The organism is Pseudarthrobacter sp. 01T43 (assembly GCF_056398665.1).
Genome location: NZ_JBFTPV010000017.1, coordinates 18,171 through 32,413 on the forward strand (window position 1 = coordinate 18,171; position 14,243 = coordinate 32,413).

The 14,243-nt window shown below is 65.4% G+C and carries 12 protein-coding genes; 4 read left to right on the plus strand and 8 right to left on the minus strand.

From position 1 onward, the window contains the following. Positions 1 to 9: 9 nt before the first annotated feature. Positions 10 to 1,221 carry an acetoin utilization protein AcuC gene (locus AC1DIM_RS14690; protein ID WP_477711236.1) on the minus strand — a complete coding sequence of 404 codons (1,212 nt, stop codon included), beginning with the start codon at positions 1,219 to 1,221 and terminating at the stop codon, positions 10 to 12. Positions 1,222 to 1,324: 103 nt separating this feature from the next. On the opposite strand from AC1DIM_RS14690, the gene AC1DIM_RS14695 reads away from it, so the two are divergent. Together AC1DIM_RS14695 and AC1DIM_RS14700 are read left to right on the plus strand one after the other, a co-directional pair. After that, positions 1,325 to 2,758: a TrkH family potassium uptake protein gene (locus AC1DIM_RS14695; RefSeq protein WP_477711237.1), complete on the plus strand. Its 1,434-nt coding sequence runs from the start codon at positions 1,325 to 1,327 to the stop codon at positions 2,756 to 2,758. Between the two features lie 40 nt (positions 2,759 to 2,798). Beyond that, positions 2,799 to 3,437, plus strand: coding sequence for a potassium channel family protein (locus AC1DIM_RS14700; protein ID WP_477711281.1), 639 nt, complete (start codon positions 2,799 to 2,801; stop codon positions 3,435 to 3,437). A gap of 38 nt (positions 3,438 to 3,475) precedes the next feature. Here AC1DIM_RS14700 and proC read toward each other — a convergent pair whose 3' ends face one another. From proC to AC1DIM_RS14730, 6 genes are all read right to left on the minus strand, one after another. Continuing rightward, positions 3,476 to 4,309: a pyrroline-5-carboxylate reductase gene (proC, locus tag AC1DIM_RS14705; protein ID WP_477711238.1), complete on the minus strand. Its 834-nt coding sequence runs from the start codon at positions 4,307 to 4,309 to the stop codon at positions 3,476 to 3,478. 303 nt (positions 4,310 to 4,612) lie between these two features. Continuing rightward, on the minus strand, positions 4,613 to 5,629 hold the full coding sequence (locus tag AC1DIM_RS14710; RefSeq protein WP_477711239.1) for a Ppx/GppA phosphatase family protein: 1,017 nt from the start codon (positions 5,627 to 5,629) through the stop codon (positions 4,613 to 4,615). Between the two features lie 49 nt (positions 5,630 to 5,678). Further along, positions 5,679 to 6,131, minus strand: coding sequence for an SseB family protein (locus AC1DIM_RS14715; protein WP_477711240.1), 453 nt, complete (start codon positions 6,129 to 6,131; stop codon positions 5,679 to 5,681). 139 nt (positions 6,132 to 6,270) lie between these two features. Continuing rightward, the gene (gene topA, locus AC1DIM_RS14720) at positions 6,271 to 9,000 is read right to left on the minus strand and encodes a type I DNA topoisomerase (protein ID WP_477711241.1); all 2,730 of its coding nucleotides are present in this window, start codon (positions 8,998 to 9,000) and stop codon (positions 6,271 to 6,273) included. Between the two features lie 160 nt (positions 9,001 to 9,160). Next, positions 9,161 to 10,834 (minus strand): DUF7059 domain-containing protein, encoded by a 1,674-nt coding sequence (locus AC1DIM_RS14725; protein WP_477711242.1) that lies wholly within the window; start codon positions 10,832 to 10,834, stop codon positions 9,161 to 9,163. A 37-nt stretch (positions 10,835 to 10,871) separates the two neighbouring features. After that, positions 10,872 to 11,675 (minus strand): MerR family transcriptional regulator, encoded by an 804-nt coding sequence (locus tag AC1DIM_RS14730; protein WP_477711243.1) that lies wholly within the window; start codon positions 11,673 to 11,675, stop codon positions 10,872 to 10,874. A 201-nt stretch (positions 11,676 to 11,876) separates the two neighbouring features. Between AC1DIM_RS14730 and AC1DIM_RS14735 the strand changes: the two genes are divergently transcribed. Then, the gene (locus AC1DIM_RS14735) at positions 11,877 to 12,314 is read left to right on the plus strand and encodes a DUF6023 family protein (RefSeq protein WP_477711244.1); all 438 of its coding nucleotides are present in this window, start codon (positions 11,877 to 11,879) and stop codon (positions 12,312 to 12,314) included. A gap of 104 nt (positions 12,315 to 12,418) precedes the next feature. Here AC1DIM_RS14735 and trhO read toward each other — a convergent pair whose 3' ends face one another. Beyond that, positions 12,419 to 13,312 carry an oxygen-dependent tRNA uridine(34) hydroxylase TrhO gene (gene trhO / locus AC1DIM_RS14740; RefSeq protein ID WP_477711245.1) on the minus strand — a complete coding sequence of 298 codons (894 nt, stop codon included), beginning with the start codon at positions 13,310 to 13,312 and terminating at the stop codon, positions 12,419 to 12,421. Positions 13,313 to 13,527: 215 nt separating this feature from the next. On the opposite strand from trhO, the gene AC1DIM_RS14745 reads away from it, so the two are divergent. Further along, positions 13,528 to 14,220 (plus strand): GNAT family N-acetyltransferase, encoded by a 693-nt coding sequence (locus AC1DIM_RS14745; protein ID WP_477711246.1) that lies wholly within the window; start codon positions 13,528 to 13,530, stop codon positions 14,218 to 14,220. Positions 14,221 to 14,243: the final 23 nt, after the last annotated feature.

Here is a 14,243-nt window from a genome sequence, read left to right on the forward strand (position 1 = left end):
CACGCCGGCCTAGTCGAACCAGGGGTCCAGGCCGTGGAAGGGGAAAACAGCTTTGCGGGTGGCCATCACGGTCCGGTCCACGGCGTCGTTGGGGTCGAATCCCACTTCCCAGGACCGCCACCAGAGTTCAACGTCATCGCCCATCAGCTCAGGCGCGTCCCGACCGAATTTCGCGAGCACGTAGGCGCGCCAGTCATTCGGCACCTCGGTGCGCAGCGGGACAGGACGCCCGGCGGCGATGGCGATGAGGTGGCTCCAGGAGCGCGGCACAACGTCCGTGACGCTGTACCCACCACCGCCCGTTGCAATCCACCGTCCCCCGCAGTGCCGGGCGGCAAGATTCCCGACGGCGGTGGCAGCCTCGCGCTGGCCGTCCACACTGATGTTCAGGTGGGCCAGCGGGTCGTGGCGGTGCGAATCGCAGCCGTGCTGACTGACGATGACTTCGGGCTGGAACGCACCCATGAGCTGCGGCACCACGGCGTGAAAGGCACGCAGCCAGCCAGCGTCTCCCGTGCCGGACGGCAAGGCCACGTTGACGGCGCTGCCCTCGGCCTTTGGGCCGCCGGTCTCATTCGCAAAGCCGGTCCCCGGGAAAAGCGTGAGTCCGCTTTCGTGCAGCGAGACGGTGAGCACCCGCGGGTCATCCCAGAAGATGCTCTCCGTTCCGTCCCCGTGGTGGGCGTCGACGTCGATATACGCCACGCGGGCGATGCCGCCGTCGAGCAGTCTCTGGATGGCAACCGCCGAATCGTTGTAGATGCAGAAGCCGCTGGCCCGTTCGCGGGCCGCGTGGTGCATGCCGCCACCGAAGTTCACCGCGTGGAGCGCTGAACCGTCCAAGATGGCGTTGGCTGCGAGAAGCGAGCCGCCCGCCAGCCTCGCGGCGGCCTCGTGCATGCCGGCGAAGGCCGGGTCATCCTCGGTTCCAAGGCCGCGGGCCTCATCGGGCGACGCCGGGTCCTCGCTCACCCGGCGGACCGCCGCCACGAACTCGGGCGAGTGCACAGTCTCCAGTTCGGCGTCCGTGGCCACCTCCGGAGCGGCGACGGAAACGTGTGCCAGGTCCAGCAGGCCGAGGCTCCTGGCGAGCCGGGCCGTCAGGTCCATGCGTTCGGGAGCCATGGGATGGCCGGGACCAAAGTTGTAGGCAGTCATGGCAGGACTCCACACCACCATCGTTGGCGGTGCGGGCTGGCTGAGACCGGGCAGATATGTCATCAATCACAGGCTACCGGAGGTCGCCACCGCTCCGGCCCGGTCATTACGCAGTCATTAGTGGTTTACTACTGAAGGAAACAGTTTCGACCAAGGAAAGCCACCGATGACGGATCGCCAGTCGAGGCCCCGGAACCCGGCCAGCTGGCACCCAGCCGACCCGGCGCGCGAAGGCCTCTGGATTTTCACCCGCCTGCGCGACTTTGTTGACGACATCGCCAATACTTCGCCGGCCCGGCTGGCGCTGACCGCGTTCGCCGTGGTCTGCCTGGTGTTCACCTTCCTCCTCTCGCTGCCTGTCTCGTCCGCGACCGGGACGGTCACCCCCATCCACCAGGCACTGTTCACCGCGGTTTCGGCCGTGTGCGTCACCGGCCTCACAGTCGTTTCGACGGCGGCGTACTGGTCCTTCTTCGGGCAGCTGGTCATCCTGGTGGGCATCTTCGTGGGTGGCTTGGGAACACTGACGCTCGCATCGCTGCTGGCGCTGATGGTAAGCAAGAAACTTGGCGTTCGCGGCAAGCTGATCGCCCAGGAGGCTATGAACAACGCAGGCCGCCTGGGCGAGGTGGGCACACTCCTGCGGATCGTCATCGCCACCTCAGTGGTGATTGAGGGCACCCTGGCGCTGGCGCTGATCCCCCGTTTTATGATCCTCGGGGAACCTTTCTGGCAGTCGGTGTGGCACGGGGTCTTCTACTCGATTTCGTCCTTCAACAACGCCGGGTTCACCCCCCATTCCGACGGCATCGTGCCCTACGAGACCGATCTGTGGATCCTGATCCCGCTGATGCTGGGCGTTTTCCTCGGCAGCCTGGGCTTCCCCGTGGTGATGGTGCTGCAGCAGAACGGGCTCAACTGGAAAAAGTGGAACCTGCACACCAAGCTGACCATCCAGGTGTCCTTCATCCTGCTGGCCGCCGGAGCCGTGCTGTGGGGCCTGATGGAGTGGGACAACGTGCGCACCATCGGGCCCATGGACGTGGGTGACAAGATCACGCACTCCCTGTTTGCCTCCGTCATGACCAGGTCCGGGGGCTTCAACCTGGTGGAGCAAAATCACATGGAGTCCACCACCATGCTGCTCTCGGATGCCCTCATGTTCGCCGGCGGCGGCTCAGCCTCCACGGCCGGCGGCATCAAGGTGACCACCATTGCCGTGATGTTCCTGGCCATCGTGGCCGAGGCCCGCGGCGACGCCGACGTCAAGGTGTACGGCCGCACCATCCCACAGGGCGCCATGCGGGTCGCCATCTCCGTGATCGTGGCCGGCGCCACCCTGGTCTCGGTTTCCGCGTTCCTGCTCCTACAGATCAGCGGTGCGTCCCTGGACCGTGTGCTGTTTGAAACCATCTCAGCCTTCGCTACCGTCGGACTGAGCACCAACCTCAGTGCCGAGCTGCCGCCGGCGGGCGTCTACGTCCTGACCGCGCTGATGTTCGCGGGCCGTGTTGGCACTGTTACCCTTGCGGCCGGGCTGGCCCTGCGCCAGCGGAGCCAGCTTTACCACTACCCGGAAGAGAGGCCCATCATTGGCTAATTCCTCAGGCGTACCCAACCGCCCCGCCCACAACGCGCCAGTGCTGGTGATCGGGTTGGGCCGCTTCGGCTCGTCCACGGCGGAGCAGCTCGTGAAACAGGGCCGGGAAGTGCTGGCGATCGAACGCGACCGGGTGCTGGTGCAGAAGTGGGCGCCGCTCCTAACCCATGTGGTGGAAGCGGACGCCACGAACATCGAAGCGCTGCGCCAGCTCGGCGCGCAGGAGTTCAGCTCAGCCGTGGTGGGAGTGGGAACATCCATCGAGTCCTCGGTGCTGATCACCGTCAATCTGGTGGACCTCGGCATCGAGCACCTCTGGGTCAAGGCCATCACGCCCTCGCACGGCAAGATCCTCACCCGCATCGGCGCCAACCACGTGATCTACCCCGAGGCCGACGCCGGCGTTCGCGCGGCGCACCTGGTCTCCGGCCGCATGCTGGACTTCATCGAGTTCGACGACGACTTCGCGATTGTGAAAATGTACCCGCCCCGCGAAACGGTGGGCTTCACGCTGGATGAATCCCAGGTCCGGTCCAAGTACGGCGTGACGATTGTGGGCGTGAAGTCCCCCGGCGAGGACTTCACGTACGCCCGCCCCGAAACCAAGGTGTCAGCCCGCGACATGCTGATCGTCTCGGGCCACGTGGACCTGCTGGAACGGTTCGCGGCCCGGCCATAGGAGCGGTGGGACTTGCGAGGTTAGGGGGCGGGTGGGGTTTAGCCGAGCTGCCGGGATATCTCCGCTGCGCGGTCGGCTGCGGCACGGGCACCGGCAGCGATGATGGCCGGCAGCCCCCGTTCATCGAATGTTGCGATGGCGCGTTCCGTGGTGCCGTTGGGGCTGCTGACGCTGATACGCAGGGCTGAGGGGTCCGCGCCGGGCTCTGCAAGCATAAAGCCCGCCCCCGCTACGGTCTCCCTGGCCAGGAGGATCGCCAGGTCATGATCCAGGCCCAGCTCGACGCCTGCCGCCGCCATGGCCTCGGCCAGGTAGAACGCGTAAGCCGGGCCCGAGCCGCTGATGGCAGAGACAGCGTCCACCTGCTCCTCCGGCACCTCCACCACGGTGCCCGCTGCCTTGAAGATGTCCTTCGCCTGCTGCAGCTGCTCGGGCGAGCAGTGGGTACCCGGCGATACCGAGACGACGCCGCGCCCCAGCTTGGCCGGCGTGTTGGGCATGGTCCGGATCACCGGCTGGCCGGCCGGCAACGCGGCTTCAAGCTGCGCCAGCGACACGGCGGCGGCCACACTGACAACGATGGTCTTCGGCGACAGTGAGCCACTGATTTCACGCGCCAAATCCGCGATACCGACAGGCTTTACGCCGAGAATCACGATGCTGGATCCCTTCGCTGCCTGCTTGTTGTTGTCCGGCTCCTCGTCACCGGCGATGGCCGTAATACCGTGATGGCGCTCGGCCAGCTCCGCAGCGTGTTCTATCCGCCTGACGGTGGCCACGACGTCGGCGGGGTCGGTTCCAGCCTCGAGGAGGCCGGAAAGGATGGCTTCGTTCATGGATCCACAGCCCAGGAAGGCGATTCGGTTGCTCATGGACCCATCATTGCAGTTCGGCCGGACGGCTGCAGAAATGAACTAATCAGCCCTGGCGGGAACTCGCTGATTTCGACTCCCAGCGGACTCCCATGTTGGCTGCAGCTTGCTCACAAGTTGCCGCCCTATCGTAGTTATTACCTCATTGAGGGTGCGAGTGATGCGGCAAGCATGGGGATGTTTGCCCGAGGCGCCGGTGGTCTGCAGCAGGTTTCCCCCCATTTTCCTGCTGCGGACCCCGGCGCTTTCGTGTTAACCGGGCAGCCCTCTACCAAGGTAGCCGTCGCGGAAAAAGTTGGCGGGTCAGCTGGCGCTGGGGAGCGCCGCCTGGGGCGCCTGCAGTACCTCTCGGGCGGCCACACCCACGTGTGGTGCCGGATCCAGCGGACCCGCGAACACCAGCTGATCCAGGCGCCGAAGGATGAGTCCCTCGCGCAGCGCCCAGGGGCAGATTCTCATTTTCTTGAACTTGAACATTTCCAGCGCGGCTTCAGCCACCAATGCCCCCGCGAGCAATTGATGGGCACGCGCATCTGACACCCCGGGCAGGAAGAGCCGGTCCTCGACTTTCATGGCGGAAATCCGCTGGGCCCAGACTCCCAAATCCGTCCCGTTCAGCTCCCGCTTGACGTAGGGGCCGGCCGCGCTCGGTGCTGCCCCGGCTATCCGCGCAAGTGAACGGAAAGTCTTGGAGGTCCCCGCCACCAAGTTGGGACGGCCCATGCCCTCGAACTTGCTCACCGCTGGGGCGAGCGTGCTCCGGATGTACCGGCGGAGCTCTTTGACGCTTTTGGCCGACGGCGGATCCTCGGCGAGCCAGTCTCTGGTGAGGCGGCTCGCTCCGAGGGGAACGGAGGTGGCAACTTCCGGCAGCTCATCCTGGCCGAACGCCATTTCGAAGGAGCCGCCGCCGATGTCAAGGTTCAGGACCGGCCCGGCTCCCCAGCCGTACCAGCGGCGCACGGCAAAGAAGGTCATGGACGCTTCTTCGCTGCCTGTCAGTTCCTGCAGCGTCACTGTGGTTTCATGCTTGACCCGCGCCAGTACCGCTGCGCCGTTGGTTGCTTCACGGATGGCCGATGTACAAAAGGCCAGCAGGTCATCGGCCTTGTGCCGTGCGGCAAACTCCCAGGCCTCGAGGACGAATTCAGTCAGCTCATGCTGCCCGGCATCGGTGATGTTGCCGTCACCGTCCAGGTACTGCACCAGGGACAGCGGCCGTTTGTGGGAGGCGAAAGGAACCGGGCGCGCGCCAGGGTGTGCGTCCACCAAAAGTAGGTGGACAGTGTTGGACCCGATATCGAGGACGCCTAGCCGCATCCTGCCATTATTCCCCCGGCCGGCCCTTCACTCACAACCGGTCCAAATGTCAGTTGGCAGCAGGATCCTCTGGGGCGCCATCGGGAAGCTCATCGGCGCGCTTGAAATCGCGCTTGATGTTGGCGACGCCCTCCGGGTTGATCTCGAAGCCGTACGCGGCTCCGGGGTTGATCACCATGCCCAGTTCCTCGCCGATGTTCGCGATGATGGCTGCGCCTTGCGTCCCCAGGACGTTAGGGGCCGCCTCCAGGTACTGCTGGTCCACCCGGCTGGGGTGGGAGAACACCGCCAGGACGGGCTCGCCGTCAGCGTTGGCCAGGACCAGCGGCTCCACTTGGGAATCTTCGCCGTCGATGCCGTCGGTGCTGATGACGTAGACCTCGCTGTTCAGGAACGACAGGATGACGTCCACCGGGCTGCCCTCGGGCTGTCCGCCCAGGGCGAGCTTCTCCTCGAGTTCGTTGAGCGGCTGGAGATCCGTGTGCGCAGGCTGTTCAGTCATGTATCTACTCGACCACGTTTACTCACAACACCGCAATTCCGAAGATGACACACGGATCGGGATGGGAGGAATCCGGCAGCGTGCGTCCAAGCGAGGAACGAGCGAGCACGCCGAGGATTTCTGCCATCCCGGTCCGGAGTTACTTCTTGGCTGCAGCCTTCTTCTTTGCCGGCGCCTTGCGGGCCGTTGTGGTGCGTTTGACCGGGCCTTTGGCCCGCTTCTCGGCCAGGAGTTCCACGGCCTGTTCCCGGGTGAGCTCTTCCAGGGAGGTGGCGCGGGGAACGGTGATGTTGGTGATGCCGTCAGTGATGTACGGGCCGAAGCGGCCTTCCTTCACCACGATGTTCTTCTCCGAGACGGGGTCCGGACCGAACTCGGCCAGCGGCGGCACCGCGGCACGGGCGCCGCGCTGCTTCGGCTGGGAGTAGATCTCCAACGCCTGCTCCAGCGTGATGGTGAAGATTTCCTCTTCCGTGCCGATCGAGCGGGAGTCCGTGCCCTTCTTCAGGTACGGCCCAAAGCGGCCGTTCTGAACCGTGATGAGGTTGCCTTCCGCGTCCTCTCCAAGTGCGCGGGGCAGGCTCATCAGCTGGAGTGCCTCGTCCAGGGTGACCGAGTCAACCGTCATTGACTGGAACAGCGAACCGGTGCGCGGCTTGGCTTTGACGGGCTTCTTCGGCGGCTTGGGCTTGCCGTTCTTGTAGTACTCAACAGGCTGGTTGGCGATCTGTTCCTCAGTCATCTCCGGGATGACTTCGGTGACGTAGGCGCCGTAGCGGCCGTTCTTCGCAACTACCGTGTGGCCGGTGTGCGGGTCCGCACCCAGGACGCGCTCTTCCGGCGCAGCCGTTTCCATCAGCTCGACGGCCTTCGCAGCGGTGAGTTCGTCCGGCGCCAGGTCCTCGGGCACGTTGGCGCGCGAGTTCTCCACAATTTCGCCGGTTTTCGGGTCAACCGTGGCCGCGGAGCTTTCCAGGTACGGGCCGAACTTGCCCACCCGCAGCGTGATCTCATCCGTGATGGGAATGGAGTTGATTTCCCGGGCATCGATCTCGCCGAGGTTGTTCACGATGCTGAGCAGGCCGGGGTCGGCCTCTTCACCGAAGTAGAAATGGCGCAGCCACGCTGACCCCACGGCCTGCCCGTTGGCGATCTTGTCCAGGTCGCCTTCCATGTCCGCGGTGAACTCGTAGTCCACGTAGTCGGTGAAGTGCTGCTCGAGCAGCCGGATCACCGAGAACGCGATCCAGCTCGGCACCAGCGCGGAACCCTGCTTCCGGACGTAGCCGCGGTCCTGGATGGTGGAGATGGTGGAGGCATACGTCGACGGACGCCCGATGCCCTTCTTTTCCAACTCGGCGGTCAGCGACGCTTCGGTGAAGCGCGGCGGCGGTGACGTTTCGTGGCCCACAGCCACAACGTCCGACGCCGTGAGGGCGTCGCCCTTGGCCACGTTCGGCAGCCTGCGGGCCTCGTCGGAGTCGTCGTCGCCGCGGCTCTCGTCTTTGCCTTCCTCATAGGCGGCCAGGAAGCCGGGGAAAGTGATGACGGTGCCGGAGGCGGAGAACTCAGCGTCCCGGCCGTCTGCAGCAACCGCGCCGAGGCGGATAGTGGCTGTGGAGCCCTTGGCGTCGCCCATCTGGGATGCGACGGTACGCTTCCAGATCAGCTCGTACAGGCGGAACTCGTCCCCGGAAAGCAATTTGGCCACTTGGGCCGGGGTGCGGAACGAGTCACCGGCGGGGCGGACGGCCTCGTGGGCTTCCTGCGCGTTGGCGGCTTTGTTGGAGTAGACGCGCGGCGAGGCGGGGATGTACTCCGGGCCATACAGCTCGGAGGCCTGGCGGCGGGCGGCCGTGACGGCTTCGTCGCTCAGGGCCGAGGAGTCGGTACGCATATAGGTGATGTAGCCGTTTTCATACAGGCGCTGGGCGATCTGCATGGTGCTCTTGGAGGTGAAGCGCAGCTTGCGGCCAGCCTCCTGCTGCAGCGTTGAGGTGGTGAAAGGCGCTGCGGGGCGGCGGGTGTACGGCTTGGTGTCCACGGAGCGGACGCGGAAGTCCGCATCCTGGAGGCCGGCTGCCAAGGACGTGGCCAGTTCCTCGTTCAGATGGACGGAATTGCGGCCGGTGAGTTCGCCGGCGTCGTTGAAGTCGCGTCCGCTGGCCACCTTGGCACCGTCAACGGCGGCAAGTTTCGCCTTGAAGGATGCCGATCCGGCGCCGAACTGGCCCGTCAGGTCCCAGTAGGACGCGGCTTTGAAGGCCATGCGCTCGCGTTCGCGGTCCACCACCATGCGGGTGACCACTGACTGCACGCGGCCGGCGGACAGGCCCCGGGCTACCTTGCGCCAGAGCACTGGGGAGATCTCGTAGCCGTAGAGACGGTCCAGGACGCGGCGGGTTTCCTGCGCATCCACCAAAGCCGTATCAACATCGCGCAGGTTATCCATGGCGCGGTGGATGGCTTCCTTGGTGATTTCGCCGAACGTCATCCGGTACACCGGGACCTTGGGCTTGAGCACTTCCAGCAGGTGCCACGCGATGGCCTCGCCCTCGCGGTCCCCATCGGTTGCGAGATAGAGGGCGTCTGCATCCTTGAGCGCGGCCTTCAGCTCGGTGACCTTTTTCCGTTTGTCCGCAGAGACCACGTAGTAGGGCTTGAAGTCGTTTTCGATGTCGACGGCGAACTTGCCCACGGAGGTTTTCTTCAGTTCCGCGGGGAGCTCAGACGGCTGCGGCAAGTCCCGGATATGGCCGATGGAGGCCTCCACGATGAAGCCCTCGCCGAGGTATTTGGCGATGGTCTTGCTCTTGGCCGGGGACTCCACGATCACGAGTTTTTTACCGGTTTTGGCCTTGCTTGGCACGGTGCTCCTACAGAAAAAGGTTGCTCGGGCAGATGAGCCCATATTCGCCTAGTTCACCATATTTTGGCCGAGGATGCGCATTTATGTGGAAAACGTCAGGGTGTGCGGTGCAGTTTTTGGGCACTCATTTCCCGTTATCCGCGGCCGCCCGGGCGCCGTGTCACTGGGCCGGAAGCAGGAAACCGTCGCGGACCAGATTCCCCACTTCGGTGAGCAGCCCGGCGCGGAATGCGTCGCCGTCGAACCAGTCCTCCCCGGCGAGACTGGCACCCAAAAGCGCGGCCAAGGCGCCGATGATCTGCCCAACGGAAAGGTCGCCGTCGCACGCCGAAACGAAACCGGCCAGTTCGGTGCTCAGAAGGTTGGTCCGCCGCAGCCCGGCACCCTGCCGGAGCAGGATCACACCGGGGTGCTCGGCGCCGGGCCGCTGATGGCGTTCCTCGGTGACGTCGTCCGCCACGAGGAGGTGCGTGTCCGCCAGATTGTTCGAGGCCAGCCAGTCGGAACGTTCGACGGCGGCACCCAGGTGGGGCCCCACGGGCTGTTCGATGGGGTAGGTGATTTCCTCGAACCGGCTGATGACGGCGGCGTGTCCGGCGGCAGGCCGCCGGAGCCAGATCATCCCGAAGCCGATCCCCGCGACGTTGCGGGAGGCGAAGTCCGCAAGGTAGGCGGCGTACGCGTCCCGGTAGTGTAGCCGGTCGCGGGATTCGGAGGCGTCCTGCAGCCATGTTTCGGCGTACTGCTCCGGACTTACCTGCTCCCGCTGGATGAACCAGGCGTCCGCGTCCGGACTGGCCCAGCTTTGCGGCCGTTCGGCCCAGGCTGCGCCCGCCGGGATCTCCCAGTTGCCTAATAGCTGGGCTGTGCCGGCGGGGGCCAGGACGCCGGGCAGCGCGGCCACCAGCGAGGAGACAATTTCGTCCCCGGGCAGGCCGCCGTCGCGGTAGGTGAACTGGCCGGATGCCTGTTCTCCGGATGTCCGCGGCGTAATCACAAACGGCGGGTTGGACACCACCAGCTCGAATTCCTCGCCGGCCACCGGGTCCAGGAGCGAGCCCAGCCGCAGGCTCACCCGGTCCTCGAGGTGCTCGGGGTCCAGATGCAGCGCGGCGGAGTTGAGGAGAAGGTTGAACCGCGTGAACGCCAGGGCACGTTCGGAGATGTCCGTTGCGGTGACGTGCTCGGCATGGTGCAGCAGGTGGAAGGACTGGATTCCGCAGCCCGTCCCCAGGTCCAACGCCTTGGCCACATGCCTTCGGACGGTGGTCTGCACCAATGTGGTGGACGCCTGCCCGATGCCCAAGACATGGTCGTGCCGCAGCACACCGGCCTGCTGGTGCGCGGCGAGGTCGCTGGCCACCCAGAGCTCGGCGCCGCCGGTGCCATCCTCATTGGCATCCCAGCCATACGGCCGCAGATCCGCCTTGGCCTGCATCAGCCCGGCACCTCCCGCGACAGATCCGGGCACGGGCTCAAGCAGCCCCAACTCCACCAGCCCCTCCGCCCGGATCCCCGGCAGGGCGGCGTCGAGCGTTGCCCGCGTCTGCGGTTCCGCCAAGAGCCACAGACGTACGACGGCGGCGAGCGCGGCCGTCGTTGTCCCGCCGCTGGCGGGATGAGCCTGGGCGGCACTTTCGGTGGCCAGCAGGGCCGGGATGATCTGGTCCCGGTTGAGCGCGTTGTAGGCCGACTCTCCGAGCAGCCCGGCCACGCCGTCGAGCGTGTAGTCCACCGCCCGCAGGTCCGCGGCGAGCGCCGCCAGCAGCCCGGGGAGGTCGCTGCGCGGGGCGTCGGGGGTGTTGCCGGCCAGGAAGAGCGTGGAATCAGTCACGGCCCAAGTCTATTGGCGGGCATGCCCGGGCTGGCGGCTACAGGTTCTCCTCGGCGTAGATCTTCAGGGCGTCCCGGACGAAGGCGGCCCCGTCCGCGCCACCGTAGTTCTTGGCGAACCTGGGATCCGCGACGTACATCTCGCCGAGGCCGGAGACGTACCCCTTGACGTCGCGCCCGACGCCCTCAGCCGTGCCGCGGGCGTCCGACGCCGGCGTGCCAGGGGCGCCCGATGCCGGCGTTCCGGGGATGCCGGTCAGCCACTCGACGTGCCGCTTCGCGAGGGCCTGGGCTTCGGCACTGCCGGGCGCGGTGCCGGCTGTGGCTGCCGCCTTCCAGTCCTCACCCAACCTCTGCGAGCGCTGCTTCCATACCGCTTTCTCGTCGGCGCTCATCGCGCGCCACCACGAATCCCCCTTCGCATAGGCGTCCTTGCCCCAGCGTTCCTCAACCTCGTCCTTGTACTGCGTGTGGTCGAATCCGTTGAACATGTCTTCCGCCATGATGACGCCGCCTCCTTGCATTGCATTGATTGTTTGTGTGACTGATGCGATCTGCCGCGCCAGCCTGTCTCGTTCCTGCTTGAGCCATTCCAGATGGCCGGTGAGGGCCTTCGCGGCGTTCGTTTCGTCGTCGAGCACCTGGCCGATCGCCGGCAGGCCCAGCCCGAGTCCGCGCAGGAGCAGGACGCGTTGGAGCCGCACCAGGGCCGCCTGGTTGTAGTACCGGTACCCGTTGGGGCCGGTACGGCTCGGTTTAAGCAGTCCGATGTCGTCGTAGTGTCGCAGCGTCCTGCTCGTGGTACCGGCGATCCGGGCGATGTCCTGGATGGACCAGTCCATGTGTCCTCCTGCCTGGGCTCTTGCTGCGGCTTGCCCTGTGTGGGTGGGCCTTTGTCGGCTCGAATCGCGTTGGCTTCGGGCCTGCGCCCCGGGGCCGTCCGCGGGCACTTCCTGCGGATGTTTCAACGATAGATGTTGACGTAACGTCAAGGTCAAGAGCCCGGATCACGGAACGCCCGGCGCTCCGGGTAAGTTTGAAGCATGGCTCTCTTTCCCACCTCCATGCCGCGCGCCCTGATGGCAGTGGCCGCGGCCGCCGTCGTTCTGGGCACTTCCGGCTGCGCCCAGCAGCTCTCTGTGGAGAACGCCGATGTGCCGGCCTGGAAAGCCACGGCGCTGCCTTCCGCCGGTGGCATTGTGGCTGCGGACTCCGGCCGGATCCTCAATGCCCGCCCGGTGGACCATACGGAAAACCTGCCCGCAGGCACCTATACCTTGACGCTGGTCTGCGACGGTGGTGGCAAGGCCTTTCTCGCCGTGCGGTCCGCGGGCCAGGAGCTCGTGGACCTCGGCGCGGCATGCTATGGAACCCGGGAAACCACGAAAATCACCGTGGCTAAAGCCGGAGAACTGGACCTCAGCGTCTCCAGTGTGGACGCGCCGACGCTTTACGCCTACCAGCTCGTGCCGGCCGGCTAAAGCCCGTCGACCCCTGGCGCCTTGCGGTGGCCGGCGGGATGCTGGCAGGGGCGTCGCTGGGCGGGTGCCAATCACGCTGGCTCTGCGGCGGTGCCTCGGTATACCTAGGCTGCGCAGCCTTCCGGGCAGCGCAGCGTCTCCGGGCTGGCAGCGCACTCGGCGCAGTACAGCGTGAGCGTGCGGCAGCTGAGGTTGGAGCAGTTCTCGAACTTGCTGGTGGGCGCGGCGCAGCGGACACATTCTCCGATGGTCTTCGCATCCTCGCTGAACTCAAGGTGCATGCGCTTGTCGAAGACGTAGAGCGAACCTTCCCACAGGCCCTGGTCCTTGAAGGTTTCGCCGTAGCGGACGATGCCGCCGTCGAGCTGGTAGACCTGCTTAAAGCCGCGGTTCACCATCAGGCTGGAGAGCACCTCACAGCGGATGCCGCCGGTGCAGTACGTGACCACGGGTTTGTCCTTGAGGGCGTCGTACTTGCCGGAATCGAGGTCCTTGATGAAGTCGTGCGTGGTGGCTACGTCGGGGACGATGGCGTCCTTGAACTTGCCGATCCGGGCCTCAAAGGCGTTGCGGCCGTCAAAGAACACCACGTCCTCCCCCGCCTGTTTGCTGGCATCCACCAGCTCGTGTAGTTCCTCGGGTTTGAGGTGCGTGCCGCCACCCACAACGCCGTTCGCATCGACCTTGAGTTCGCCGGGAGCGCCGAAGGAGACGATCTCGTCCCGGACCTTAACGCTCAGCCGCGGGAAGTCCTCCGCCCCGCCGTCGGACCATTTCACGTCGATGCCGTGGAAGCCCCTGTATTCGCGCGTGGTCTTGACGTATTGCTTGACCGCGCCGATCTCGCCGCCCACCGTGGAGTTGATGCCGTCCTTGGAGATGAGGATGCGTCCGGTCAGCCCCAATTTCTCGCACAGGGCACGCTGCCAGAGCCGGACCGCGTCCGGATCAGCGATGGGGGTAAAGCCGTAAAAGAGCACAATTCTGTTCAAAGCCACGTATTTAAGGGTACTGGGTTTGCCCGGCCCGGGCCTGCCGGTGCCTCACGCCTGGCCGCACTGGGCTGCCAGGGCAGCGTCGCACCTGTTCAGAGCCGCGCCGAGTAATTCGTAGCCGCATTCCGCCGGTCTGGTCTGGTCACGATTGCATAAGCAAGGCAGTTCGGGGTACGCAACCCCTGTTGCTTGTGACGGGGCTGGAATACCCTCATCACATGAGTCCGGACGCCTTGGTTGAAGACATTACAAACCTTCTTGAAGTCTGGGTAACTGGTTGGGCCGGTTGCCGCGGGTACCAGACATCAACAGAAGGCCGCTTCCCCGCTGTACTGCGGGCCGACACCACCGGGGAATGGGAGTACTTCTCCCACGACCCCTCCGACGACGAGTTCGCGGCTTTGGTCGCCAGGACCACGGAAGCTCCTACGCGGGTTCTGACCGTCCTGACCAACGATGTCCTCCGCTATACCCAACTGGCCGAGAAACACGGGCTAAACATCACGTCCGCGTCGCAGGCCATGATGATCGTGGATATGGAAACCCAGGACACCGAGGATCCCTGGCTCTCGGATGACGATTTGAACCTGGTCACGTCCAAACTAGACGGCGTCCACCACGCCGTTGTCCGCTCCGGTGATGATGTTGCAGCCAGCGGCAGCGTGTTTGTGGTGGATGGGACGGCGGTGTTCGACATGATTGTGGTCCAGCCCGCGTTCCAGCGCCGCGGCCTGGGCAGTTTCATCATGAAGGCCCTCGCAGCGCAGGCCATCGGGCCGGACGTGGAAAACGGCCTGTTGCTGGCTTCGCTTGATGGCCAGAAACTGTATTCACACCTGGGCTGGTCCGTTGTGTGTCGTGTGCTGATGCTGTCCACCTCCGACGAGGGTGCAGACCTGTCCGTGGGCTGATTTTTCCGCGGGTGAAAGAATGT